At 71.0% G+C, this 24,625-nt stretch carries 23 protein-coding genes and 1 pseudogene; 10 read left to right on the forward strand and 14 right to left on the reverse strand.

Features of this window, described 5'->3' with window-relative positions; all coding sequences use genetic code 11:
- Positions 1-6: 6 nt before the first annotated feature.
- Genes amrb99_RS07290 through amrb99_RS07300 form a run of 3 tightly spaced genes read right to left on the reverse strand, consistent with a single transcriptional unit; the run spans position 7 to position 3,238 of the window.
- On the reverse strand, positions 7-1,017 hold the full coding sequence (locus amrb99_RS07290; protein WP_190853812.1) for a C-terminal binding protein: 1,011 nt from the start codon (positions 1,015-1,017) through the stop codon (positions 7-9).
- Positions 1,004-2,935: an IlvD/Edd family dehydratase gene (locus tag amrb99_RS07295; protein ID WP_206699849.1), complete on the reverse strand. Its 1,932-nt coding sequence runs from the start codon at positions 2,933-2,935 to the stop codon at positions 1,004-1,006. Before amrb99_RS07295 ends, amrb99_RS07290 begins: the two co-directional genes overlap by 14 nt.
- 15 nt (positions 2,936-2,950) lie before the next feature.
- Positions 2,951-3,238 carry a hypothetical protein gene (locus amrb99_RS07300; protein ID WP_190853814.1) on the reverse strand — a complete coding sequence of 96 codons (288 nt, stop codon included), beginning with the start codon at positions 3,236-3,238 and terminating at the stop codon, positions 2,951-2,953.
- Between amrb99_RS07300 and amrb99_RS07305 the strand changes: the two genes are divergently transcribed.
- Positions 3,237-3,380 carry a hypothetical protein gene (locus amrb99_RS07305; protein WP_190853816.1) on the forward strand — a complete coding sequence of 48 codons (144 nt, stop codon included), beginning with the start codon at positions 3,237-3,239 and terminating at the stop codon, positions 3,378-3,380. The genes amrb99_RS07300 and amrb99_RS07305 overlap by 2 nt on opposite strands.
- A 281-nt stretch (positions 3,381-3,661) precedes the next feature.
- Here amrb99_RS07305 and amrb99_RS07310 read toward each other — a convergent pair whose 3' ends face one another.
- The gene (locus amrb99_RS07310) at positions 3,662-4,558 is read right to left on the reverse strand and encodes an SDR family oxidoreductase (RefSeq protein WP_190853818.1); all 897 of its coding nucleotides are present in this window, start codon (positions 4,556-4,558) and stop codon (positions 3,662-3,664) included.
- Positions 4,559-4,710: 152 nt separating this feature from the next.
- Here amrb99_RS07310 and amrb99_RS07315 point away from each other — a divergent pair, with 152 nt between their 5' ends.
- Positions 4,711-5,115 (forward strand): helix-turn-helix domain-containing protein, encoded by a 405-nt coding sequence (locus tag amrb99_RS07315; RefSeq protein WP_190853820.1) that lies wholly within the window; start codon positions 4,711-4,713, stop codon positions 5,113-5,115.
- 131 nt (positions 5,116-5,246) lie between these two features.
- Here the strand turns inward: amrb99_RS07315 and amrb99_RS07320 are convergent, their stop codons facing one another.
- Complete coding sequence (locus amrb99_RS07320) at positions 5,247-6,443, reverse strand: ROK family transcriptional regulator (protein ID WP_190853823.1); 1,197 nt, start codon at positions 6,441-6,443, stop codon at positions 5,247-5,249.
- A gap of 68 nt (positions 6,444-6,511) precedes the next feature.
- On the opposite strand from amrb99_RS07320, the gene amrb99_RS07325 reads away from it, so the two are divergent.
- Positions 6,512-7,675, forward strand: a complete 1,164-nt coding sequence (locus tag amrb99_RS07325) for an MFS transporter (RefSeq protein WP_190853825.1) — start codon at positions 6,512-6,514, stop codon at positions 7,673-7,675.
- Positions 7,676-7,972: 297 nt separating this feature from the next.
- On the opposite strand, the gene amrb99_RS07330 is transcribed toward amrb99_RS07325, so the two are convergent.
- On the reverse strand, positions 7,973-8,599 hold the full coding sequence (locus amrb99_RS07330; RefSeq protein WP_190853827.1) for a TetR/AcrR family transcriptional regulator: 627 nt from the start codon (positions 8,597-8,599) through the stop codon (positions 7,973-7,975).
- 188 nt (positions 8,600-8,787) lie between these two features.
- On the opposite strand from amrb99_RS07330, the gene amrb99_RS07335 reads away from it, so the two are divergent.
- From amrb99_RS07335 to amrb99_RS07345, 3 genes are all read left to right on the forward strand, one after another.
- Positions 8,788-9,108: a multidrug efflux SMR transporter gene (locus amrb99_RS07335; RefSeq protein WP_190853830.1), complete on the forward strand. Its 321-nt coding sequence runs from the start codon at positions 8,788-8,790 to the stop codon at positions 9,106-9,108.
- An 83-nt stretch (positions 9,109-9,191) separates the two neighbouring features.
- Positions 9,192-9,362, forward strand: coding sequence for a hypothetical protein (locus amrb99_RS07340; RefSeq protein WP_190853832.1), 171 nt, complete (start codon positions 9,192-9,194; stop codon positions 9,360-9,362).
- A gap of 19 nt (positions 9,363-9,381) precedes the next feature.
- Entirely contained in the window at positions 9,382-10,473 is a 1,092-nt protein-coding gene (locus tag amrb99_RS07345; protein WP_190853834.1) for a serine hydrolase domain-containing protein, read from the forward strand.
- 28 nt (positions 10,474-10,501) lie between these two features.
- Here amrb99_RS07345 and amrb99_RS07350 read toward each other — a convergent pair whose 3' ends face one another.
- The 5 genes from amrb99_RS07350 to amrb99_RS07370 form a co-directional block, all read right to left on the reverse strand.
- On the reverse strand, positions 10,502-11,341 hold the full coding sequence (locus amrb99_RS07350) for an IS5 family transposase (RefSeq protein WP_190853992.1): 840 nt from the start codon (positions 11,339-11,341) through the stop codon (positions 10,502-10,504).
- Between the two features lie 255 nt (positions 11,342-11,596).
- Entirely contained in the window at positions 11,597-12,502 is a 906-nt protein-coding gene (locus amrb99_RS07355; RefSeq protein ID WP_190853836.1) for an alpha/beta hydrolase, read from the reverse strand.
- Positions 12,503-12,799: 297 nt separating this feature from the next.
- The gene (locus amrb99_RS07360) at positions 12,800-13,510 is read right to left on the reverse strand and encodes a M20/M25/M40 family metallo-hydrolase (RefSeq protein WP_347256574.1); all 711 of its coding nucleotides are present in this window, start codon (positions 13,508-13,510) and stop codon (positions 12,800-12,802) included.
- A gap of 234 nt (positions 13,511-13,744) precedes the next feature.
- Entirely contained in the window at positions 13,745-15,685 is a 1,941-nt protein-coding gene (locus tag amrb99_RS07365; RefSeq protein WP_190853840.1) for a hypothetical protein, read from the reverse strand.
- A gap of 128 nt (positions 15,686-15,813) precedes the next feature.
- Positions 15,814-16,461, reverse strand: a complete 648-nt coding sequence (locus amrb99_RS07370) for a hypothetical protein (RefSeq protein ID WP_190853842.1) — start codon at positions 16,459-16,461, stop codon at positions 15,814-15,816.
- Positions 16,462-16,956: 495 nt separating this feature from the next.
- Between amrb99_RS07370 and amrb99_RS53000 the strand changes: the two genes are divergently transcribed.
- From amrb99_RS53000 to amrb99_RS07385, 3 genes are all read left to right on the forward strand, one after another.
- Complete coding sequence (locus amrb99_RS53000) at positions 16,957-18,165, forward strand: PucR family transcriptional regulator (protein ID WP_190853844.1); 1,209 nt, start codon at positions 16,957-16,959, stop codon at positions 18,163-18,165.
- Positions 18,162-19,412 (forward strand): helix-turn-helix domain-containing protein, encoded by a 1,251-nt coding sequence (locus amrb99_RS07380; protein WP_190853846.1) that lies wholly within the window; start codon positions 18,162-18,164, stop codon positions 19,410-19,412. The genes amrb99_RS53000 and amrb99_RS07380 overlap by 4 nt, the downstream gene beginning before the upstream one ends.
- 822 nt (positions 19,413-20,234) lie before the next feature.
- Positions 20,235-20,552, forward strand: a complete 318-nt coding sequence (locus amrb99_RS07385; RefSeq protein ID WP_190853848.1) for a hypothetical protein — start codon at positions 20,235-20,237, stop codon at positions 20,550-20,552.
- 167 nt (positions 20,553-20,719) lie between these two features.
- Here the strand turns inward: amrb99_RS07385 and amrb99_RS07390 are convergent.
- Positions 20,720-21,106, reverse strand: a pseudogene (locus amrb99_RS07390) (transposase family protein); the annotation flags it as partial.
- A gap of 1,062 nt (positions 21,107-22,168) precedes the next feature.
- Here amrb99_RS07390 and amrb99_RS07400 point away from each other — a divergent pair.
- The gene (locus amrb99_RS07400) at positions 22,169-22,939 is read left to right on the forward strand and encodes a transposase family protein (protein ID WP_190853854.1); all 771 of its coding nucleotides are present in this window, start codon (positions 22,169-22,171) and stop codon (positions 22,937-22,939) included.
- Between the two features lie 250 nt (positions 22,940-23,189).
- Here the strand turns inward: amrb99_RS07400 and amrb99_RS50750 are convergent, their stop codons facing one another.
- On the reverse strand, positions 23,190-23,483 hold the full coding sequence (locus tag amrb99_RS50750) for a hypothetical protein (RefSeq protein ID WP_241755318.1): 294 nt from the start codon (positions 23,481-23,483) through the stop codon (positions 23,190-23,192).
- Positions 23,484-23,694: 211 nt separating this feature from the next.
- Positions 23,695-23,982 carry a hypothetical protein gene (locus amrb99_RS07410; protein WP_190853856.1) on the reverse strand — a complete coding sequence of 96 codons (288 nt, stop codon included), beginning with the start codon at positions 23,980-23,982 and terminating at the stop codon, positions 23,695-23,697.
- Between the last annotated feature and the right edge of the window lie 643 nt (positions 23,983-24,625).

A 24,625-nucleotide genomic window follows, 5' to 3' on the forward strand; every position in this document is an offset into this window, starting at 1 on the left:
AGGGCCTCACGGGTGGGAGCCGGCCATCACGTTGTTGACGGGGAAGCGCGCGGGCCGCCCGGTCAGGACCCGTACGGCCTCTTCGGCGGCGATGCGCCGCACCGTCCTGACGGCCTCCTCGGAGTAGTAGGCGGCATGGGGGGTGATGATCACGTTGGGCAGTTCGAGGAGGGCGTTGCGCGGGCGCCAGTCGCGTTGCTTCGCGGGTTCCTCTTCGAGGTCGTCCAGCGCGGCGCCGGCGATCCACCCCTTGGTCAGGGCCTGGTGGAGCGCCGCGTCCTCCACGATGGGCCCGCGTGCGGTGTTGACGAGGACGGCGGTCGGCTTCATCCTGCGGAGCGTCGCACGGTCGAAGGTGTGGTGCGTCTGCGGGGTGAGCGGCGATTGGACCACCAGGTAGTCGGCGCCCTCCACGAGCTCGTCGAAGGACACCGGCCGCACGCGGCGCGAGCGGATCTCGGCCTCGTCGATGAACGGGTCGCATGCCCAGACCTCGACGCCGAACGCCTGCGCGCGTTCGGCGATGAGGCGCGCGATGGCACCGAAGGACAGCAGCCCGAGCACCCGTCCCCGCAGCCGCCAGATCGGCTCGCCGGTCTTCCAGTGCCATTCGCCCTGCCGTGTCGCCCGGTCGTACGCGCAGATCTTTCGGGCGGCGGCGAGCCAGAGCGCGACGGCGTGATCGGCGACCTCTTCGGCGCACCACTCGTTCGGCGCATTGGTGACCTGGACGCTCCGCCGGGTCGCGGCGTCGACGTCGACGATGTCGACGCCCGTTCCGTAGCGCGCGATCACCCGGCAACGGGTGAGGGCGTCGATGGCGCGGGAGCCGACCCGCGCGTACTGGGTCAGGACGCCGTCGGCGTCCCGGCCCCTCTCGATCACCTCGTCCTCGCTCTTGCACTGTGCGGCGACGAGCCGGAACCCGGCGTCCTCGATGATGGCGCGCTCGATGTCCACGTCACCGAAGTCGTAATCGGCGATCAGGACGGTGCCGTTGGAGTCAGTGCGAGTCACGCGGAATCCCCTTGGTCTCGGTGAGGTTCTGGTAGGCCACCGCGAGTTCCAGACAGCCCCCGCTGTCCAACTGCCCCACCGTGGAGCGGTAGATCTCCTGCCACGGTGTCTGGTTCTCGAAGGCCGGCGGTACGTGTTCGGCCCTCCGCGCCTCGATCTCCTCCTCCGGCAACAGGACGTCGACGCGTGCGTTGTCCAGGTCGATGCGGATCCGGTCGCCGGTGCGCAAGATGGCGAGGTTGCCGCCGATCGCGGCCTCGGGGCTGGCGTTGAGGATGGACGGGGCGTCCGAGGTGCCGCTCTGCCGGCCGTCGCCGAGCGCGGGGAGCGAGGTGACGCCTCGCCGGGCCACCGCGGACGGCAGCTCCATGTTGACGACCTCGGCCGAGCCGGGGTAGCCGACGGGGCCCGTGTAGCGGATGACGAGGATGCAGCGGTCGTCGATGTCCAGCTCGGGATCTTCGATGCGGGCGTGGTAATCCTCCGGTCCGTCGAAGACGATGGCGCGAAGGTCGACCGTCTGGGGCCGTCCGGGGCCTGGGAGGTAGCGGGCCCGGAAGTCGTCGGTGATGACCGAGGTCTTCATGACCGCGGAGTCGAACAGGTTCCCGGACATGACGAGAAGGCCGCCCCGCGGTGAGACGGGGTCGTCGAAGGGGCGGATGACCGCAGGGTCGGCGGGTGGGACGTCGGCGAGGTTCTCAGCGACGGTGTGGCCGGAGACCGTCATCTCCTCACCGTGCAGACGGCCCGCCGCCAGCAGCGATCGCATCACGCCGGGGACGCCGCCGGCGTGATGGAAGTCCTCGCCGAGGTACTCTCCGGCCGGTGCGGTGTTCGCCAGGACCGGGACGTCGGCTCCGGCCCGCTGCCAGTCCTGATTGGACAGGGCCACCCCGGCATGCCGCGCGATCGCGTTGATGTGGATGGGCACGTTGGTCGAGGCGGCGATGGCCGAGGCGACCACGATCGCGTTCTCGAAGGCCCGCATCGTCATGATCTGGCGCGGCGTCACGTCCTCGTGCACCAGGGCCACGGCTCGGCGGCCCGTGTCGTAGGCCATCTGCGCCCGTTCGCGATAGGGGGCCGGAATCGCGGCGCAACCGGGCAGCGACATTCCCAACGCCTCGGCCAGGCTGTTCATCGACAGCGCGGTGCCCATCGTGTTGCAGTGCCCGATGCTGGGCGCGGACGCGCACACGCGCGACATGTACTCCGCATAATCGATCTCCCCGCTGGCCAGCAGCCGCTTCGACCGCCAGATCACCAGCCCCGAGCCCGTCCGCATACCGTTGTGGTAGCCGTTGAGCATCGGCCCCCCGGACAGGACGATCGCCGGGAGATTCACCGTCGCCGCCGCCATCAGGCACGCGGGTGTCGTCTTGTCGCAACCCGTCGTCAGGACCACTCCGTCCAACGGATATCCGTAGAGCACCTCGACCAGCCCGAGATAGGCGAGATTGCGGTCCAGCGCCGCGGTGGGGCGCTTGCCCGTCTCCTGAAGGGGATGCACAGGGAACTCGAACGGGATGCCGCCGCCGTCGCGGATGCCGTCCCTGACCCGGTCGGCCAGGTCGAGATGGTGCCGGTTGCAGGGGACCAGGTCGTTGCCGGTCTGAGCGATACCGATGATCGGCCGCCCCGACTGGAGCTCCCTGGCGGTGAGGCCGAAGTTGAGAAAGCGCTCGAGGTACAGGGCCGTCATCTCCGGGTTGGCCGCATCGTCCCACCAGGCCTGGCTGCGCAGCTTCCCTTTGACGTGCTCCGTCGGTGGCATAGGGCTCCTCGCCGACTTGTCCGGGTCTCCGCCCCCAGCGGGCCGGGTGATGCCATGGCGCTGCGGAAGCGCAGGGAGCGCAGCCGATGCCTGGTCCTGCTCACAGGACACCCGACCCAGGCAAGACGTGCTCTTGGGCACACAGCTACCCGGCACTTACAGAGACATCCACTTGACCAGCGCAAATGACGGTAAAGACCGCCTGCGCCGTCCCATGGGGGCGGCCGCCGGGCCGACGAGATCGGCCCGGTTCCTGAAGAGCGCACGCGAAGGATCCGACGCGGCGCGGCAGAACAGCGACGAAACTCCTGTGTTCGACAAGATTGCATCAATCTGCACCGAGAAATATCGCAGTCGAGTAAGCGTTTCTTTAAATATCGTCAACGCCCAAGTAGCAGGAGTGTCGAGGTAGAAGCACTTATCGGCGGGAATGATGCCGCTCATGATGGAAGCGTTGGCCAGTGAACTGGCCGCTCACATTACGACTCTTCACAAGGTCTTGATCGCGATTGGGGTCGTGGTGCTGCTGGTCGTGCTCGTGGTCGCGCGGATCATCGTGGTCCGGCGGCACGCGCGAAGACGTTGAAGCGTCCCGGTCCTCCATGTCGTGATCGTCGGTGGTCGACATGGCCGGCGATCTCGCCCACGAGGGCAAACTCCGGTGCCCGCTCGGTCTGCTGGGACCGCCCGCCCTCGCTGGTCCACCGCATCGCCCCGCGTCCGGATTCAAGCATCGCGATCAACGGCTCGTCCGGTACCGCACCATGCGGCGAATGAATCGGCTGCTGGGCGGGCTGGTCGCAAACCGTCCGCCCGCCGCCGCCCCCCGACCCGGCCAGAACCGGTGAACCGGGCCTGCTGACCCCGTCAGCCCGTCGATCGTTGCTCGGCTGTGCCGATCGCGGTCTGGACGGCGGGGACGAGTGCCTCGGCCAGGGTCACGGGCCGTCGGCCGATCAGGCGGCGCAGGTCGCCGGAATCGGTGTACATCTCGCCGCGGCTCATGCCGAGGTCGGCATCGGCGAGGACCTCTGCGAGCTCGGCGGGTAGGCCCGCGGCGGCCAGCGCCTGGGCGAACTCGGTCACCGGGAGGTGGGCGTAGGCGATCTCCTTCCCGGCCGCAGAGGAGATCGCGGCGGCGAGTTCGGTCAGCGTGAAGGATTCGTCGCCGCCGAGCTCGTACACGGCGCCGGTGTGGCCTTCGGTGGTGAGGACGACCGCCGCGGCCTCGGCGTAGTCGGCGCGGGACGCGGCGCTGATCCGCCCCTCACCCGCGGCGCCGATGACGGCGCCGTTCTGCAGGATCTGCGGCAGTTGGGCGGTGTAGTTCTCCAGGTACCAGCCGTTGCGCAGCAGCACGCTGGGGATTCCGCGGTCCCGCAGGTACTTCTCGGTCTCGCCGTGCGTGGCACCGATGATGGTGGCGGCCGTGTCCGCGTGCGTCGTGCTCGTGTACGCCATCAGCGACACGCCCGCGGCCACCGCGGCGTCTATCACGCGGCGGTGGTTGGCGACCCTTTCGTTCACGGGGACCGAGGCCGAGATCAGCAGCAGTCTGTCCGCCCCCGCGAAGGCATCGGCCAGGCTGTCGGTGTCCGCGAAGTCGGCGCGGCGTGCCGTGACGCCCCGGTCGGCCAGGTCCTTGATCCCGGAGATGTCCCGGCCGGTCGCGATGATGTCCGCGGCCGGGATTCCCCGCCGCAGCAGCGCCTCGACGGTGAGCCTGCCCAGCCGGCCGGTGGCTCCGGTGACGACGATCGACATGATGAGCCTTCCTTCCTCCCGCGCGTGCCTCGCGCCTGTCACGGATCGTCCGCGGCGGGATGGAACCCAGAGTGACCTGCACACTCTCTTTCGGGAAGTAGCCACTTTCGGGTAGGGTACTTACCCAAGCGAAAGCATTGAGGTGAGTCCGTATGGCGGCTGTCGAGAACGTGACCGGGCCCATACCGTCATTCGATCCGTACGAGCGCGGCTGCCCGTCGCGGGACCTGCTCGACCAGATCGGCAGCAAGTGGGCGGTCCTCGTGCTGGGCGAGCTCGGCCGGAACGGGGCCTGCCGGTTCAGCCGTCTCCGGCAGGCGCTCGCGGGCGTGAGCGAGAAGATGCTCACCCAGACGCTGCGCACCCTCGAACGCGACGGGCTGGTCAGCCGGACCGTCTACCCGGAGGTGCCGCCGCACGTGGAGTATGAACTGACCGCCCTCGGTGAGACGCTGCGGGAGCCGCTGAAGGCGCTCACGGAATGGTCGGTGCGGCACATCGAGGAAGTCATCGCCGCCCGTGGGGAGTACGACGACCGCACTGAGCGTGCCCGGTAAGCAGCGGCGGCCCGCGATCGATCACCCACCTGGGCGCGGGTGCCGGCGAACTCGCAGATCGTCGAGCGGCGCGGCCTCTCATCGATGCCGGGCTGTACGGCCACGCCGGTGACATCGGCCGCGGGGCGGCGTCAGACGGGCAGGCGCGTCCAGGCGTCCAACCCCTCCTCCGTGAGCAGCATGTCGAAGGCGGCGTCGGCGGCGCCGGTGAGGGGCCCGTTCGGGCCGAGCACCGAGGGCAGGACGGGCGGGGGCGCGGCCCGGCGGTAGCGCATCAGCCCTGCGGTGTACGCCTCGGCGAGCGCCTCGGGCGCGGCCGCGCGGAGGTCGACCGCCAGGCCGGACAGCGTGACCAGGCCGGGATCGAGCGCGTTGACGAGCGCGGCGACGCCTCGTCCGAAGGCGCGCGCGGCGCCGGCCACCGCGTGCGCCGCAGCCGGGTCGGACGCCGCGGACGCGATGATCTCCCCGGCCGCGGTGCGCGGGTCCGGGGGCGGCGGCCGGTGCAGGGCGCGGGCCATCGCCCGCCCGTCCACCGCCATGTCCCAGCAGCCGCGCGCGCCGCACGGGCACTCCACGCCGGGGTCGCCGAACGGGACGTGACCGAACTCCCCGCCCGCGCCGGTCGCGCCGTCGACCGGGCCGCCGTCGACGACGAGGATGCCGCCGACGCCCACCTCGATGGTCAGGTGCAGCACGACCCGCGTCCCGGCGCCCGCGCCGCGCCGGGCCTCGGCGAGCCCGGACAGCGAGGCGTCGTTGCCCACGAGCAGGAGGGTCCCGGGCGTCCTGAGCGGTTCGAGGTCGACGTCCCGCCATCCCATGCCGGACGCCTGCACCACCCGCGTGCCGCTGACGGTTCCGGCGACGCAGGCCGAGACCGCGCGGATCCGGGACCCGTACGCGGCCCGGGCGGTCTCGATCCGGTCGGCGAGGACGTCCAGCACGTCCGGGGAGCCGGAATGCCGCCCGCCGTCCTCGTGCACGATCCGGCCGCCGAGTTCCGCACACGCCACCCGCCAGTGCTCGTGGCCGATGTCGGCCACGCACACCAGCGGGCCTTCCGGGTGGGCGGTGAGCGCGGGAGAGGGCCGGCCCCGGCCGCCGGTGCGCTCGGGGGCGCGCTCGTCGATGAGGCGCGCGGCCTTGAGCCGGGCGGTGATCTCGGTGGCGGAGCCGCTGCTCAGGTGCAGTGCGCGGGCGGTGTCCGCGCGCGTCGCCGACGGGTGCGCGTGGACGTGGCGCAGGACGGCGAGCGCTCCCTGGCTGCGCAGGGCGCGGGCCGAGTGCGCGGTGCCGGCCCGCGCGGCGGCGGTGCTCGGTCGCATGGTGACATCCTTGCCGGACAGGATTATCCTCGTGTGACGAGGATAATCCTCGGGAGCTGAGGTGAAGCATGGCCTCCGAGATCCGGACCCTGACCGGCCCCGCCGGCGCCCTTCGCCGGACCCGCGGAACGCTCGGCCTCTACGGGGCGCTCGGGTGCCTGGGCTACATGCTCACCGCGCTCGGCGCGATCCTGCCGCAGCTCCGTGAGGAGCGCGGGCTGCCGCGCGGCGAGGTGGCGCTCTACCCGTCCGCTTTCGCCCTCGGGCTCGTCATCGTCGGCCTGGTCGGGCACCGGCTCGCCGGAAGGCTCGGACGGTACGCGCCGCCCGCCGCGCTGACCGTGCTCGTCGCCGGCGCCGCCATCATGGCCGCCGGCGGCGGGCGGCTCGGCGCCGGGCTCGGCGCGCTGGTTCTCGGGCTCGGCGGCGCGGGGCTCGTCCAGCTGATCCCGGCCGCGCTGCGCGCCCTGCACGGCGGGGATGGAACGGTCCCGATCGGGGAAGCGAACGCGGTGGCGAGCACCGCCTCCGTCCTCGCGCCGCTGGCGATCGGCGCCGCCGTCGCGCACGGACCGGGCTGGCGGCCGGCGTTCGTGGTGCCGCCGCTCGCCGTGGCCGCCGTCCTCCTGATCACCCGGCTGACCGTGGCGCCCCCGGCGGCCGTGGCAGTGCCGCCCGCGGCGGGCCGGGCGCCCCGCACGTTCCGCAGCAGGTGGCTCGACCTCGTGCTCGCGGTGGGCACCGAGTTCTGCATGATGTTCTGGGCCGCCGACTTCCTCGGCTCGGTGAAGGGCCTGTCCGCGGGCACCGCCGCCATGTTCTCCACCGCCTTCGTGCTCGGCATGGCGCTCGCGCGGGCGGCCGCCGCGCCGCTCGTCCGGCTGGCGCGCGGCCGCCCGGACCGGCTCGTCGCGGCGGCGGCCGGCGTCGGCGTCGCCGGATTCGCCGTGCTGTGGACGGCGCCGGCGCCCTTCGCCGTCGCCGGGCTGCTCGTCGTGGGCCTCGGCGTGGCGCTGCTGTACCCGGTCATCCTGGGACAGGCGCTCGCGGCGTGGCCGTCCCAGCCCGCCCGCGCCTCCGCCCGCTGTGCGCTTGCGTCCGGGGTCGCGATCGGTACGGCCCCGCTCGTCCTCGGCGCGCTCGCCGACCTCACCACGCTCCGCGCGGCCGTGTTCGTCGCGCCCGCCCTCCTGCTGGCCCTGCTCGCCCGCCGCGTCCGGCGAACGCACTGACTTGCGGCGAGCCGCGTTATGGGCAGGCCGTGGTCCACGAGCGTGCGCGCCATCGGTGGCGGGCCGGACTCGCCGCACATCCGGCGCTTTCCCTGGCGCCTTCACCGCCGACCTGCTCACCACCGCCGCGGGCGCCGCCCCGGACACGGCCGCCCGCGAGTGGCTGCACTCGGGACGGCCCCGCCAGCCGCGCCGCACGCATCGACCGGGTGTTCGCCCTGTTAGCGCCCTGTCTGCGGGCCGCCGTCCGCCGGAGTTCGCCGACAGCGCGGACGTCGGGGGCGCCCCGGTGAATGATCAACCGGGGCGGTCGGCGGGCGCGGCATCGGGTCGTGCGGTGAGGCTTGCGGCGAGGGCGTCCAGGCCCGCCTTGATCCGGTCGAGCGGCATGCCGCGCATCCGGCGCTGGTGAAGGAACAGGTTCGCGGCGAGGGGGGCGAGGAGGGCGTCCGCCAGGTAGGCGGCGTCGGCGTCCGGGCGGATCTCGCGGAGCAGCATCGCCAGGTGCCGGTGGTAAAGGCCGTACGAACCGTCGCGGAAGCGGGCGTCGGGCGGGTCGGACTCGGCCATCAGCAGCAGGTCGGCCTGGGCCTCGGTCCGGTCGGCCAGGGCGTGCAGGAAGGCGCGGACGCGCTGGGAGGGCGCGGCGCCCGGGCCGAGCGGCGGAGGGCCCGTGATGAAGGCGGCCTGGAAGTCGCGCTCGCGGTCGTCGATCACGGCGTAGACGAGGCGGGCCCGGTCGCCGAACCGGCGGTAGACCGTGCCGACGCCGACCCCGGCGGCCCGCGCGACCTCGTCCATGGAGACGGCCTCGGCCCCACGGGTGGCGATCACCTCCGCGGCGGCGCGCAGGATGCGGCGGCGGTTGTGCGCGGCGTCCGCGCGCTCGGCGGGCGGACGCCCGACCACGGGCAGCTCCCGCATCCAGCCCCCTCTCGGCACGGCTCACCAGCGTAACGGGTTGATATCCGGAGAAATCTCCGGTTAAGCTCCCTAAGCGGAATTTTCTCCGATTAGTGGCGAGGAGCTGGGATGGCGACGGATCTGACGGGCCTGGGCGAGGACCATGTCAGCGGTGCGGCGATCGCCGTGGACGGGGGGTACTCGGCCTGATGGCCTGGGTCTTCTTGCTGATCGCGGGGGCGACGGAGCTGGTGTGGGCGACGGCGCTGAAGTACTCGGACGGCCTGACGCGCCTGTGGCCGACCGTCATCGGACTCTCGGTGGCGCTGCTCAGCGTCGTCGTGCTGTCGCTGTCGCTTCGGACGCTGCCGGTCGGGACGGCGTATGCGGTCTTCGTCGGCCTCGGGGCCCTCGGCGTTGCGCTCGCCGGCATGGTCGCGTTCGGCGAGAGCACGTCGCCGGCCCGGCTGGCATTCCTCGCTCTGATCGTCATCGGCGTGATCGGCCTGCAGGTACTGGAGAGCTCTTAGGGGGCTTTTGGCCCCTAAAGGCACTTAAATAAGGCCTGGCGGCAACGTTTGTCGATGTAAGAAGGTGTCTTCGAACCTTTCCGATGATCGTTGAAGGGATTGAAGACACCTTCTCGAAAACCCAGCTCATCCAGGTTCTTCAAAAAAAGAATCGCACCCCGGGCGATTTGCGGCTGCGCAAAGTGACGATGATGAGCGTGCGGTTGTCCGGTCCGGATGGGGTAGCTTTGCGATCTCTGGGCGTGTGTCGGTGACGGGCGGGTCGAGGCGGGCGTGGTCGACTGGACGGAGTGTCCGCCGGAGCAGGTCGGCGTCGACAGCGCCGGCCTTGCTCGCGCGTTGGAGCTGGTTGCGGCGCGGCGGGCGGCCGCCCAGATCTGCGTCCTTCGCGACGGCCGGGTCGTGCTCGATCGCTCGGTCGCGTGTCGGCCTGACTCGCTGTTCTGGATCTTTTCGGCCAGCAAGCCGTTCGTCGCGCTCCTGGTGCACCAGCTCGCCGAGCGGGGCGCGCTGAACCTGGACGACGCCGTGGCCGCGTATTGGCCGCGGTTCGGCCGGCATGGCGAGGACCGCATCACCATCCGGCAGGTGCTGCAGCACCGCGCGGGTGTTCCCCTGTCCAGCAGCATGCTCGGTGACGCGCTCGCGATGATGAGCTGGGAGCGGGCGGTACGCCACGTCGAGCGGGCTCGGCCCCGGTGGCCGCCCGGGCAGGTCCCCGCGTACCACGTCATCAGTTACGGTGTCATTCTCGGGGAACTCGTCCGTCAAGTCGGCGGCATCCCGGTGTCAGACGCCCTCACCGCCGGGTTGCTTCGGCCGCTCGGCCTGCACGACACCTATCTCGGCCTGCCCGATCATCTGTGGTCTCGGCACGTCCCGGTACGTGCCAGCGCCCCGGTGGATCAGATCGTGCGGGTCGGCCTCAATCGGCCCGCGGCACGGCGGGCGGTGGTCCCCGCGGCGGGGATATCCACCACGGCCCGGGACCTCGCACGGTTCTACCAAGCGCTGCTCCAGGGCGGCGAGTTGGACGGCGTGCGCGTCGTCGACCCGTCGACGATCGCGCAAGCCACCCTGCCGTCGAGCGAGGGCGAGACGGATCGGCTGCTCAACCTACCGATCCGGTGGTCACAGGGCTTCCAACTCGGCGGACCCAGGTCAGGCGCCCGTGGCGGCCCACCGATGGGCAGGCTGAGCAGTCCACGCACGTTCGGCCATAGCGGCAGCAACTGCTGCATCGCCTGGGCCGACCCGACCCGGCGGCTCGTCTTCGCGTACCTGACCGCCCTACTGCCGCCCAGACACGAGGGCGCGGACCACATCAGCAGCGTGAGCGACGCCATCAACGCAGCCTGCAGATAAGAGGGAGTTTCGTCCTGTATCTGTGGTGTCAAGTGCCCCGCCAGGTGACAGTGGCCTCGCCGGTGAGGCGGCGGCTCATCAGGTTGATCATTGCGACGTGGACCATGGCTTCGGATCGGGCCGGCAAGGTGTCGTAGTCGCGGGCCAGGCGGCGGTGCAACATCAGCCAGCCGAACGTGCGCTCCACCAGCCAGCGTCGCGGTAGCGGCACGAATCCTTTGGTGGCGGGGTCGCGGCGGACGGGCTCCAGGTCGATGCCCAGGGTGGCGGCGTGGTCGATGACCTTGGTGCGGTAGGCGGTGTCGGCCCATGCCTTGGTGATCGTCGGGTGGGCCGCGGCCACTCCGGCCAGCAACTGCATGCCGGCGGTGCCGTCGGGCACGCTGGCCGCGGTGACCAGCACCGCCAGCAGCAGCCCGAGGGAGTCGGTGACGATGTGGCGTTTGCGGCCCACGATCTTCTTGCCGGCATCGGTGCCCTGGCCGGAGGTGGGCACGTCGATGGAGGGCTTGACGCTTTGAGAGTCGATGATGCAGGCGCTGGGCTGGGCCCGGTGCCCTTCCTGCTCGCGGACCAGGTCACGCAGCAGCCCGGTGAGCTGGGCGAATACTCCGTCGCGCTGCCAGCGGGCGAAGTAGGCGTACACGGTCTGGTGGGGCGGGAAGTCGTGCGGCAGGTAGCGCCACGGGATGCCGGTCCGGTCGACGTACAAGATGGCGTTCATCAGGGTGCGCAGGTCGTGTTCGGGTGGACGGCCGATGGCCAGCGCGCCGGCCATGCGTTCCTCGCGCCAGGCGGTCAGGACCGGCTCGATCAACGCCCAGCGGGCATCGGACAGATCACTGGGATAACCACGGCGTGTGCTCATGACCAGGCTGTACGCCAGGCGGAACCAGATGCCCAGGCGTATGCAGAATCCGGCAAGGCAGAGCGCGCTCACTTGAGGTTCTGGGACGAGACAGAATTATGCGGGCGAACCGACCCCACATCCGCCTCCATAGCATCCCGAAAAGCCTCAAGACTCACCCGCCCCACCACCTCGGCCCTCAATACCTCTCCAGAACCGCTGTCAACCGCCAGCTACTGGGACGAAACTCCCTCTAAGAAGGTGTCTCCGATCCCTTCAACGATCCGGAAAAGGTTCGAAGACACCTTCTGGGCCGGCGGCGCCTCCGAGGAAGCCGGCGATCGCGTCGGCCACTGCGGCGGGCGCCTCCTCGGCCATGTGGTGCCCGGAGTCGATGGCGTGGCCGCGCACATCGTCCGCCCAGGCCCGCCAGATCCGCACCGGGTCGCCGTAGAGGTCCTCCAGGTCGTCCTTCGCCGACCACAGCACCAGCGTGGGGCACCGGACGCGGCGTCCGGCGCTCCGGTCCTCCTCGTCGTGCCGCCGGTCGATGCCCACCCCGGCCCGGTAGTCCTCCAGCATCCCGCGCACCGTCTCCGGGTCGTGGATCGCGTTCTGGTAGTCGGCCCACGCCTCGGGCGCCATGTGCTCGTCGGTCGCGGTGTACCAGGCGTCGGGGTCGGCGTTGATGACCCGTTCGGCGGGCTTGTCGGTCTGGGCGAAGAACCACCAGTGCCACCAGGCCGCCGCGAAACGGGCGTCGCAGCGCTCCAGGTGCTCGACCACCGGCAACCCGTCCATGGCCACCAGGCCGGTGACGGCCGACGGATGGTCCATCGCGGTCCGGAACGCCACGAGCGCGCCCCGGTCGTGACCGGCCACCGCGAACTCCGTGTGGCCGAGCCCACGCATCAGGCCCACCACGTCGCGGGCCATCGCGCGCTTGGAGTACGGCGCATGCTCGGCGTCGGTGGGCGGCTTGGACGACTCCCCGTAGCCCCGCAGGTCCGGGCACACGACGCTGAACCGCTCGGCGAGACGGGGCGCGACCTTGTGCCAGGTGGCATGCGTACGGGGATGCCCGTGCAACAGCAGCACCGGCGGCCCGGAACCGCCATGCCGCACCCGCAGCGTCACTTCCCCGACATCGATTCGATCCAGCTCGAACCCGTCAAAGAACATCCCCGCGCATTACCCGCGCGCCCCATCAGATAACCGCCCTACGCGGGCTCGCGCAACGCCGCGCCCTCACGCCGATCCGAGGGTCCTTGTCATGAAGACGCTGTTCCGGTCGGGAAGGTACGCGGCGAAGGGTTCGCAGTAGGTGAAGTAGTGAGCGACGACGCCTGGACCGACCTCGGCCACAGCGTCCGGATTCAGTGGAGGTCCTGGGCCGATCACGACAGCGCCGGGCTCGTCGAGCAGCACGACCGGCTGGACGGCGCGAGCCGCTGCCTGGGTCTGATGCTGCCATGGTCCTTACAGGCGGCGACAGGATCTTGCCGCTACGGCCGTGATCTGGCGGGCCGCCTCGACCGTCGCGTTCACGCCTCGCTCCGGCTCCAGGCCGGCGTGCGCGGCCCTTCCCCGCACCAGCACCTCGTAGCGCGACACGCCCTTGCGCTCGGTCTTCAGGGCCCCGCCGGGCCCGGCGGCTTCCAGCACCAGTGCGGCCGCGCAGCGCCGCGCCTCGTTCTCGATGAGCCGCCGTGACGACGGCGACCCCGGCTCCTCGTCACCGGTGACGAGGAGGGTCACGCCGTCCAGGTCGTCCAGCGCCGCCAACGCGTGGAACGCCATCGCCAGCCCCGCCTTCATGTCGAAGCATCCCGGTCCGCGCAGCACCCCGTCGCGGACCTGGAACGGGTGCGTCTCCAGCGAGCCGATCGGCCACACCGTGTCGTGGTGCCCGATCAGCAGGACGCGCGGTTCGGCGCCGAAACGCCAGCGGAGATGGGTGCGCCCGTCGATGACGACCCGCTCCGCCTCGGCCTCCAGGTGCCGGGCGCCGATCTCGGCGACCACCTCCGCGCTGCGGGCGACCGCGGCCAGGTCGTCGGACGGGGATTCGCAGCACACCAGCCGTTCGATGTCGGCGATCAACGCGGCCTCGCGCGCCTGTTCGCGGGCCGCTGGCCGAGCCCCGGCCCGTCGCAGGTCGCGGTTCGCCGCGGCACGGCGTTCTGTCACGGCGGGCACCTCTGGTCGACGCATCGCCCAAGCATCGCGAGACGCACCGCGAACGGGCCTGTTCTGTCGGCCAACGCCGGCGCGCGAGGTTGGGACGCGGCGATGAAACCGAGCAGAGGCCGACACGGAGAGTGCCGATCCGAGCGCCCGCCCGTCCCCGGCGTGAGGACGGGCGGCCCGCCCGCCGCGGCCCGCGGCGGGCGGCTCCTCACCGATGCGTTCCGGCGCCGTGCGTCATGGGCGCACGGTCGCCTTGGTCGTGACGCCGGTGGCCTTGAACGTGGTGGCGTTGGGCAGGAGCTTCCCGGGACGCGGAGCGGGCCGGGTGAGGAAGGGCAGGCTCGGCCGGCCGGCGGCGCCGGCCTTCAGGGACCGGGCGGAGGCCGGCGCCACGCCCGTGCCCAGGCTGAGGACGAGCGGCAGGTCGAAGGTGTTCTTGCCGGACGGCGAGGGCAGCCCGATGATGGCGTTGATCACCGGGTCGAGGATCCCGCTGTCGAACGGCCCGCAGCCCGTGGCGGCCGGGACCGCCGCGCCGGTGTCCTTGGCGGCCATCGGCAGCGCCGTGGGGTTGAGGTTCATCCCGCCGTAACCGGAGGAGTTCGTCAGCGACGTCGGCGCGACCGCCACCGTGACGGGCCCGATCGTGCAGGTGGGGCCGAGGAGGTCGTTGCCGAGGTGGATGGTGAGCGGCAGGGTCGCCTGCAGGGTGCCGGCGTCGGTGACCCCGAGGCCGACGGGCCCGGCGAGCGACTGGGTGACGGTCAGCTTGTTGAAGGGCAGCATCGCGGCGGGGGTCATGCCGAGGATCGGGCCGATGAGCGGGAGGGTGCCCATGAGGCCGCCGGGCACGTTCACCGGGGCCGAGACGAGTTCCTCGCCCTCCACGGGAGGCGTGAGCGTCGCGCCCGGCGACAGGTCGGTCACCGCGCCGGTGACGCGGATCGCTCCCGGGGGGAGGTCCAGGCGGAACCCGCCGATCTTCGTGGTCCCGCCGGTGGTGACCTCGCGGATGCACAGCAGCCCGGACGCGCACTGCTTCTGGAAGGGCGTCGCGGCGCTCGGCGCGGAACCGATCGTGACGGCCGGATGGGGAGCGCCCGACGGCGGGGACGCGGGGGAGAAGTGTCCGATGACGCCCTTGCCGGGTTCGCTGAACCACAGCTGCCCGCCAGGGCCCGGGATGATCCGGGTCGGGGCGGAATAGGTGCTGGGCAGGGGGTACTCGGTGACCTTGCCGGAGCGGGTGATGCGTCCGATGTTGCTGGCGGCGGCCTCGGTGAACCACAGGGCGCCGTCGGGGCCCCTGGTGATGCCCTCCGGCTGGGAGGCGGTGGTCTTCACGGCGTATTCGGTGATCTGCCCGGTCTTGGGGGCCAGCCGTCCGATCTTGCCGGCACCGGGTTCGGTGAACCAGAGCGCGCCGTCGGGGCCGGTGGTGATGCCGCCGAGCGCCGGAACGGCGGTGGCGGCTCCCGGCGGGGCGTAGGTGGTGACGTTCCCGGCGGTGTCGATGCGGCCGACCATCGGGGTGGAGTCGCTGGTGAACCACAGCGCGCCGTCGGGGCCCCGCGTGAGGGCGCCGAACAGCCCGCCGAACGGCGCCTGGTACATCGTGACGTTGCCCGATGCCGGTTCTAGGCGCCCGACATAGGCGCCTCCCGCGCCGGTGAACCACATCGCGCCGTCGGGCCCCTGGACCAGGTCGCTCATGCCCGCGGCCGTCTCCGGAAGCTCGTAGAAACGGATGCTCCCGTTCGCGGTGTTCACCTTGCCGATGCGGGGCACGGCCTGCGAGGCGTCGGCGAGCCAGACCGATCCGTCGGAGGCGGTGGCCATTGCCGAGGGCACTCCCGCGTACTTCTGCGAATTGGCCGCCACGGGGAAGCGGGTGACCGCGCCCGTCGCGTCCGCCTTCCCGATCCCGCCCGCGTTCTCGGCGAACCAGACGGTGCCCTTCGGGCCCCGGGCCAGCCCGTCGACCAGGGCCTCCGGAACGCCGCCCGCCTTGGACAGCGAGATCTCGGCCGGCGGGCCCGCGAGCGCGCTCTGCGCCGGCATTACGGTCAGGGCGGTCAAGGTGGTGCCGAGCAGGCCGGTGAAGGCGACGAGGCGTCCCCGAAGGACGAAGCGGCCCCGTACGACGAGGCGTCCCCGTATGGCGCGATGGCGCATGTGCGTCTCCAAGAGAGGGGTGGATACCAGGGCGAGCCGGAGACGCCGAGGCGTCTCCGGCTCGCCGGGCCGGGCCGCGAGGCTCACGGCGGGGGCGCGCGGCCCCGGATCGGTTCAGGCGGCAGGGGTCACGGTGAGGTGACGTTGATGCTGGGGTGGCCGCCGCTGCCGTTGCTGACGATGTAGGTGCCGGACAGCGATCCGTTGTGGCCGTTTCCGACCAGGCCGGCGCAGCCGCTGACGTTGCTGATCGGCAGCGACCCGGAGCCCGAGGCCGTCAGCGCGCCGGTCCCGTTGGTGTAGCTGCCGTTGGCCACGCCCGTGCCTCCGGCGCCGACGTCGAAGCTGCAGCCGGTGGCCGACAGGTGCGTGGCGATCCCGGAGATGCTGCCCGCCGTCGTCGAGCCCGAGGTGGCGCCCGTGACGTTGACGCTCCACGGGAGGTTGGACGTGGTCACGGTGAAGGTGATCTTGATGCCGAGCACGGTGCCGGTGCAGCCGCTGAACGAGACGCTGCTGAGCGACCCGACGCTGAGCGGCGAGGCGCCGGACTTGGTGCCGTTCGGCACGCTGCCGCTGGCGTGCGACGAGGTGCAGGTGATCGCCTGGTTGGTGGTCGTGTCCTTGAACACCAGGTTGCCGGAGTTGGCCGCGGTGACGCTGCCGCCGTTGGTGACGGTGGCGGTGAGGTTCGCGGCGTAGGCGGTCGAGCTCAGGAGGAGCGCGAAGGCTGCGGTGCCGGCCGCGGTGAGCGCGGCGGCAGCGGATTTCCGCATGGTTCTGCCCTTCTTCGGGGTGGGACGCCGGGCCCTCGGGGCGGGGGCCCGGGCCTTTCTCGCGAGTGCGTGAGCTCACATTCACCTACTGGCCGGTACGGTAGGCAGGCCGGCGCGGGTCGGCAATAGCGGACGCGGCCTCTCGACGCGTTCCCCGCAAGTTCTGTCATCGAGTGAGTAAAACGAGCCGCGAACTTTTGCCGATCGTACGAACGGCTCTCCCCGGCGCGCGTGAGACGGCATGCTCATTGTCATCGCGTGAGCGCGCGGTCTGGTATCCGAAAAGGCTTATCCGCCCGTTCCGATATCGGGGGCGGCCGGATGGATTCTGTCCGCATCGGGACGCGGCGGAGCCTTTTCTCGCGCCGGCGCCGGAGGTACCGTCGCCGGGCAGGTCTGAGGGCGGCCGCTCCCGCCCGGCCGGATCGGCGCCGCGGGCGGACCCCTGCCGCGTGCCCGCGGCGCGGCCGCGGCGCTGGAAGGAGGGACGGGAGCGTGGGGCCCGTGGTGCTGTCCCCCGGACTCGCCGAGGTGCTGCGGTCGAGACCGCCGAAGCTGTGCGAGGAGGTCTGCGCCGCCGTTCGCGCCGCCGTCCCCGCCTACGCGTCGGCCGACCGGACCTCGCCGTCGGCCTGCCGGATCGTCCAGGAGGCGATCCAGGCGTTCTTCGTCCGCGCCACGGGCCTGTCGCAGCCGCTGGACGGGCTGGACGGGCTGCTGCGGCTGTTCGGCGAGCAGGAGGGCGGCGCCGGGCGGAGCCTGGACACCGTGCAGGCGGCGATCGGCGTCGCGTTCCGCACGTCGTGGCGCCGCCTCGTCGAGGTCTGCGCCCGCCATCAGGTCACCGGACAGGACGTCGCGTGGCTGGCGGAGGTCCATTTCGCCCACAGGGACCGGGTCATCACCCAGATCGTCAAAGGCTATCTGCGAAGCGACGGGCGGGCGGTGCAGGAGCGGGCCGCGCTGCGCCGGCGCCTGCTGCGCGGGCTCGTCGACCGCCCGCCGGCCGCACCCGCCGCGCTCGCCGACCTGGCCGCCCGGTCGGGGTGGAGCCTGCCGGCGGAGGCGACGCCCGTCGCCGTCCGGCCCGGGACCCGGTGGTCGCGCGATGCCGCGCACGGTGACGTCCTGGCCGACCAGGAGGGCGACGCGTACCGGTTGCTGGTGCCCGGCCCGTTCGACGCGGCGCGGCACGCCGTCTTCGGCACGCCCGTGACGGGCGGTCCGGTGGTGATCGGCCCGACCGTCCCGCTCGGCGGGCTGCCCGACGCCATGCGCTGGACGCGGGAGGCGCTCGCCCTCACCCTCAAGGGCGTGATCGCCGAGGCGCCCGTCGTCCACGTCGACGACCATCTCCTCGATCTCTGGCTGTGCGCGGACCCGCACCTGACCGACCTGCTCGCCGAGCGCCTGCTGGGCGGCCTGGAGCACCTGCCCGAGGACAAGCGCACCGTCCTGGCGACGACGCTGCGGGTGTGGCTGGAGACCTGGTCGACGGTGACCGACGTGGGCGCCCGGCTGCATCTGCATCCGCAGACCGTCCGGTACCGGTTGCAGCAGGTCCGGCAGCTGATCGGCGATCCGCTGGAGGACCCGGAGGCCCGCTTCGCGGTGGAGGCGGTCCTGAGGGCGCGGAACCGGCGACCGGCCCCGGGAGGTCCGCGGGACCCGGCCCGCCCCGAGCAGCCGGGATCGGGTCGATGACGGGCCCGTCCCACGGACCGCTCGGGCGGCGCCCGGCGCTGGAGCCTCCGGCGCCGGAGGGGCTGGCCGAGGCGCGGCGCCTGCTCGCCGACCAGCTCCCGGTGATCACGAGCGAACTCGTGCCGAGCCTCGTGGAGGAGGTCATCGAGCGGGTCCGCGACAGCGTCCCGGACTATGCGCGTCCCCGTGGCGGCCCTTACGACCAGGTGCTCCGCGCCGCGACCGAGCGGAACATCATGGGCTTCCTCGACTGGATGGTCGATCCCGGGCGGCCGCTGGACAAGCGCGACGAGCTGTGCCGCAAGGTCGGCGCGTTCGAGGTGATGGAAGGGCGGCCGCTGGCGGTGCTGGAGGCCGCCTACCGCATCGGGACGGGGGCGGCGTGGGCGCGGATCCGCGCCCAGCTGGCGGACCGGAGCGTCTCCGTCCAGGCCATCGCGGCGCTCGCCGAGGCCCTCGCGGAGTACATGGACCAGGCGGCGGCGCTGTCCCGGGAGGGCTACGAGCGGGCCCGGGACGTCGAGCGCACGGCCGCCCGGCTGCGGCTGCTGCGCGGCCTGGCGCGGGGCGAGCCCGCGACCGAGGTCCCGGCCGCCGCCGACTGGCGGCCGCCCGAGCAGGTCACCATGGTCGCCCTGCCGCCCGGCTCGCCGCTCGTCCGGCCGCTGCTGGACGCGGACGTGCTGCTGGACGCGGCCGACCCCGCCCCTTACCTGCTGGTGCCGGGCCCGTTCTCGCACGACCGGCGGGAAATGCTGGAAGCGTCCCTCGCCGGAGGATGGGCGGTGGCCGGGCTGACCGTCCCGCCGGCGTCCGCCGGGCACTCGCTGCGCTGGGCGCGCCGGCTGCTCGAACTGGCCACGGACGGCGTCGTGGACGGCGCTGGGACCGGGGGAGGGGACGGGCGCGGCCTCCTGCTGTGCGAGGACCACATCATGACCCTGTGGCTGCTGGCCGACGAGCCGCTGATGGCGCGGATCGCGGACCGCGCGATCGTCCCGCTCGCCTGGGTGTCGGAGCGGCGCAGGCAGCGGCTCATCGAGACCCTGGAACTCTGGCTCCGCACGCGGGGCCGCGCCACGACGATGAGCCGCGAACTCGGCATGCACGTGCAGACCGTCCGGTACCGGACGCGGTTGCTCGACCAGCTCATGGGCGACGACCTCGCCGACTCCGACCGGCGCTTCGCCATCGAGGCGTCGCTGCGCGCGCTCCGGCTACGCGGCCGCACCCCGAATGGGGAATGAGCTCGTTCGCCGTGAAATCCCGCGCGCACGAGTTCCTGGATCGCCGTCAGGCCCGATCCTTGCGGGTGACGACCACGACGTAACGGCACTCCTCGACGGTGTCGTTGACGAACTCGCGGGCTTGAGGCTCGCCGAGTTCGAACGTGTCCCCGCCGGACGATGGGCGACCGTCCCCTCGACCAGCGCGGTCATGCCCAGCTCCAGCACGGCGGCGTCTTCGGGCAGGCCCCAGACCTCGGGGTCGCACAGTAGTCCGGCCAGGTGCTCCAGTCCGTTCGTGACCTGCGGCAACTGCCTTTCGACGGGCATCCCCGTATAGCGCGACACCCCTACCAGCACCGGACTGGAGAGGGTCCGGCGGCGCCGTCATTCGCCGGGCCCCGCCAGACCAACGAGTGCCTCGTCGACACGTCGAAGCGTCTCCTGGATGTCGTCCCCGACCGTGATGACGATCGTCTGGCACGCCGGTGGGTGTAGCCGCGCTGCGGCTGTGGGGATCTGCAGACCGGCCATGCCATGGGTGGTAGATGTCTGCGGTCTGTGGCGGAGCCGGGCCGTGGGGGTTGGTATCTGCGGTTGGAAATGGGGACGGATGCATAGCCAGCCACCGTGGAGGGCGTAGCCGGATCATTCACCAGCCAGCACGCCGGCCACTCCGCCACCGTCAACGGCCTCCCTGACGGCCCGCGCAGCCGCGACAGCGCCTCCGCCGCCGCCCTACGAGGCCCGAATCTTCTCGCCGCACCCGCCGATGCTGACCATCCCCATGGCGCGCGGGCATGCTGTGGACTGTACTGATCCTGCTTTTCGTCATGCAGTGCCGTGCAAGCGCTGGAGAACGAGCTGGCGGGCGCGGCGGTGGCGTTGGCGGCGGCCTCCTATCCGCCGCTGATCGCGATCTGCTGCGTCGTAGAAGGCGCGCCGGGGTGTCCGGTACGGGCTGCTGGGTGCGGTGACGGTCTGGCCTTGTTGCCGTTCGTGCTGGTGCGGACGGGGTTGGGACTGGTTGCTCTTGGCGATCGCGGCGGCGGTGCTGTGCGTCTGCCCCCAGCGGGTCGCCCGGTCGCTGCCGAGCGGCCTCGCGTCGCCCGCGACCTGTGTGACGTGCTCGGCTTCACCCTGTCCGCGGGAGCAGGCTGACACTGTTACAGCCGGGCTTGTTCCGCCTGACCTCGGGAGCCAGTTTCGGGAGCCAACGCCCTCAGGCTTCCATCGACTCACTGCGGCTTAGTTAGAATATTTCTGCAGGTCAGAGGCTCCCCGTAGGACTCAGACCGGCCAAGATCGACTTTTCTGAATTGCTTCGCCGAGTAGCGGTAGTTCTTCGACGAGGCGGTGACCGGTCGGTCGTGGAGGGGAACCAGCGTCCCGTCCACGATCAGCACGGTTTCGGGGCCGTGCCGGCGAGTGACCGGGGCGAGTGCGAGCAGCGGCGGCAGGTGGTCGACAATGCGGTGCGCGGGGACCTGGACACTCCGAACAGCAGTGCGACCTGCCGCAGTGTGAGGTTGGTGCGGTAGTTCGCCGCGATCAGAAGGACCCGGTCGGCCAGCGGCAGCCTCCAGCGCCCGGTGCCGGTCTGCTCACCACCTCGACCTGCAACGATCCGCACCAGGCGGGCGGAACTGCCGCAACGACAGGCCGGTGAACGCCGGCACCCAGTCGTCCCGATCGGCCTTGATCACCCGCTCCACACCGAGATCAACGATCTTGATCGCCTGGCGTTACGGGACAGCCTTTAGAGGATGAGATGAACTGTCAGTTAGAGATTCGTTCAACGAGACATCCTCGGGTGCGAGCACCGGCATGACCGACTTGCTGAAGACGCGCACCAGCGAAGGCATGGCCATCGCCCGCTCCCGCGGCTGAGGTGAAAGATCAAGTTAGGTCGCTGAGGAGTGCGTTCGCCGTGCTCCCGGTCGCCCGCCGATGTCAGGTGGGCGGCCTGGTGCCCCCAGGCCGCGGGTGCGTCCATGGACGTACGGAAGCGCGCAGCGTGTCGCGACGGTGCCACGCCGAAAGTCCGTTTGTAGTCGCGGCTGAACCGCGCCGGGCTCACGACCCCCACGGCTGAGGCGATCTGGGCGAGCGTGTCGGCCTGGGCGACGATCTGCCGCCGCGCCTCGTGGAGGCGGACGGTCTTGAAGTAGTTGCCCGGGGCGACCGCGCTGAACGGCTTGAGCAGGAACTGGTACATGGCCGTCCAGGAGGCGCGACGATGACACAGGCGCCCGCGCAGTTCGAGCGCATGCACACCGTAGGTGGTGCGCAACAGGTTGGGGGTGATGGGCGGCCACCCCAGGGACGGTCAGGTGGCATCACTCCTCCCACGACGGCTGCCACAAGCCAGCCCTGTCCCAGCAGCGCTCCACAGACCGGTAACCACAACACCCGCGCCACTGTTCTCAACAACACCATTTTCAACCCAGCGACCGCGGCACCTGATGAGCCACCGGTGCCCGCCGAGCCAAAACGCTGCAGCTAGCGATGAGATCCGCACCCGCGATGCGAGAGCCGCCTAGTGTTCTGCGCCTGAAATCCGTTGTAGATATCGGGCGAGGAGGCGAGGACCTCTTCGGCGGTCTTGGTCCACACGAATAGTTTGGGGTTAGTGTTCCACTGAGCCTTTTTCAGCGGCAGTTCCGTGTGCGCTGATCACAGCATGATCGCGGACGGCGTGGGCGGTGCCGGCCGTCAAGAAGCCCCTGGTAGGACGGTTGATCTCTCACAACCCCCGTCCCCACCAGAGGCCTCACATGCTTTTGTACCGTGCTTCGCTGCCGTTGTCGCGTCAGACCCTGGCCTACGCCACCGGGGTGGTGCGCCGCCATCGCCGGGCCATCGGCAGCAAGGGCCGGAGCCTGTCCCCGGGCATGCAGGCCCTGATGACCCTGGTCTACCTGCGCAAAGGCGAGACCTACGCCGAACTGGGCGCCGGGTTCGCCGTCTCGACCACCACCGCGTGGCGCTACGTCAACGAGACCGTCGACGTACTGGCCACCCGTGCACCCAAACTCCGCGCGGCGCTGGCCAAAGCGGTCAAGGACGGGCTGTTGTATCTGGTGCTGGACGGCACTCTGATTTCGATCGACCGGGTCGCCGCCGACCGGCCCTACTACTCGGGAAAGCATCGCCGCCACGGCATGAACCTCCAGGTCATCGCTGCGCCGGACGGGGCACTGGTGTGGGTGTCGGGACCGCTGCGCGGCTCGGTCCACGACCTGGCCGCGGCCCGGATCTGGGGCATCATTCGGGCACTGGCCGCCACCGGCCTGCTCGTGCTGGCAGACAAGGCATACCAGGGGGCCGGCGCACACGTCCTCACGCCTTACAAGGGACGCGACAAGCCCGAACCGCTCAAGGACGCCAACCGCGCACACGCCAAGCTCCGCGGACCCGGCGAACGCGCAAACGCCCAACTCAAGTCATGGCGGATCCTACGGAAGCTACGCTGCTGCCCCCACCGCGGCGGCCGCCTCGCCAAAGCCATCCACACCTTGCAACTCCGCGAGACCGCAGCACGCTGAAAAAGGCTCACTGTCTGGGCCAGGCGCGGGCGTCGGCTTCGAGGGCATGGGCACTTTTGCGGACGCCGCGCCTCCAGTTCGGCCGGGACGGCCTTGTCGATCGCGACCAGGAATCTCTTGAACTCGGCGGCGCAGTGCCGGCGGTGCGGATCGGTGATGACGGTGCCGTCGGCGATGTTGAAGGCGGCGAACAGGCTGGTGGTGCCGTGCCGGGTGTAGTCGTGGGTGCGCCGCTCGGGCATGCCCGGCATCATCGGCAGCACGGGCTGCGAGCGGTCGAGGGCCTGCATTTGCGATTTCTCGTCCACGCACGCACCACGGCCCGCTCGGGCGGGTGGTGGTAGAGGCCGACCACGCCCACCACCTTTTCCACGAACAGCGGGTCGGTGGAGATCTTGAAGGTGTCGGCCCGGTGCGGCTTGAGATCGAACCGGCGCCAGATCCGTCCGATGGCGGACTTGCTCAGCCCGGTGCGTTCGGCCGTCGGGGCCCTCGACCAGTGAGTGGCGCCCGGCGGGGTCTGCTCCAACGTGAGCGTGACCACCTGCTGGACCTTGTCCAGCAGGATCGAGGGTGGCCGACAGGGGCGGGCATCAGCCAGCCCTGCCAGGCCATGCTCGATGAACCGGCGACGCCGCTCGCTGCCCCCGAGCCAGGGGTGCTGTCGTATGGAAGGAAGATAGAGAAGGAGGAAGGGCCGACGGGATAACGTCGGCCTTTCCCTGCGGGCCGTAGCCCGCCTACGTCGTGTGGGATCAGCGGCCCGAGACCACCGTGCTGCCGGCGCAGGTGAAGGACGAGTTGGGGTTCTCGGAGCTGAGACCCAGCGCGCCGACGAGGCCGCCCTGCGAGTGGGTGATGTTGCTCTGGCAGTCCGGCACGACCGCGGTGGTGCCCTCGCCGTGGCCGCCGCCCCCGCCGAGGTTGAAGTTCTCGTTGCTGTTGTCGCTGTCGCCACCGATGAGCAGGGTGGACAGCACCGCGCGCTCCGGCAGGACCTCGCCGACCAGCTTGTCCAGCTCGGTGTAGCTGAAGGACTTCATGTGCTTCCTCTTCTTGTTGGCCACGCCCCGGGCCCAGTGTGGACACCGGATGCCCCCTCCCCATCTCGAATCGAGTAAGGAGGCTATACGTATAGCAGAAGTGACCAACAGTAACCAAGTAGGAGATGTGGTGGCGATTTCAATGGTATTGTCCGGAGGCTTCACACCCTTTCCTTGTTGGGTGAAACGGGGGTTCTCTGCTGACAAGGATCGGTCCATCAGGAGGAGCGGGATCGACCAAAATGAGCAGTAGCGACGCGCCGCTTCGCTCTCCGCCGCGTTCAGTTCGCCTGCCCTTTTTGATCACTTGGCTGGTCGTGGCGAAACGTGCGACTTTGTCTCGCGTGCTTTTCCTGCCTGGCCTGCCGTCGGTCTGTATGCTCAAGCTCGTAGTGGGATCCGATCCACTTGTCTGTCCCTTGTGGGTGCTCGGCAACTCTGCCGGGCACCCACACCTTTGATGGGGGGCTCGCCGCAGGTGGTGTGCACACGGCAGCTCTACAGGTCAGGCGCAAATCGTCGGCGACACGCGTGGCTCCGATGCCGCAGCCGAGGAGGCCGCCGGTGGAACCCGACCGCGAAACACCGAGAGCGCGCGAACCGTGATCGGGTGCGCCCTCGAAGTAGCCTTCGCCTGCACAGT

The sequence above is a fragment of the Actinomadura sp. RB99 genome (assembly GCF_014706005.1).
Lineage (GTDB): Bacteria > Actinomycetota > Actinomycetes > Streptosporangiales > Streptosporangiaceae > Spirillospora.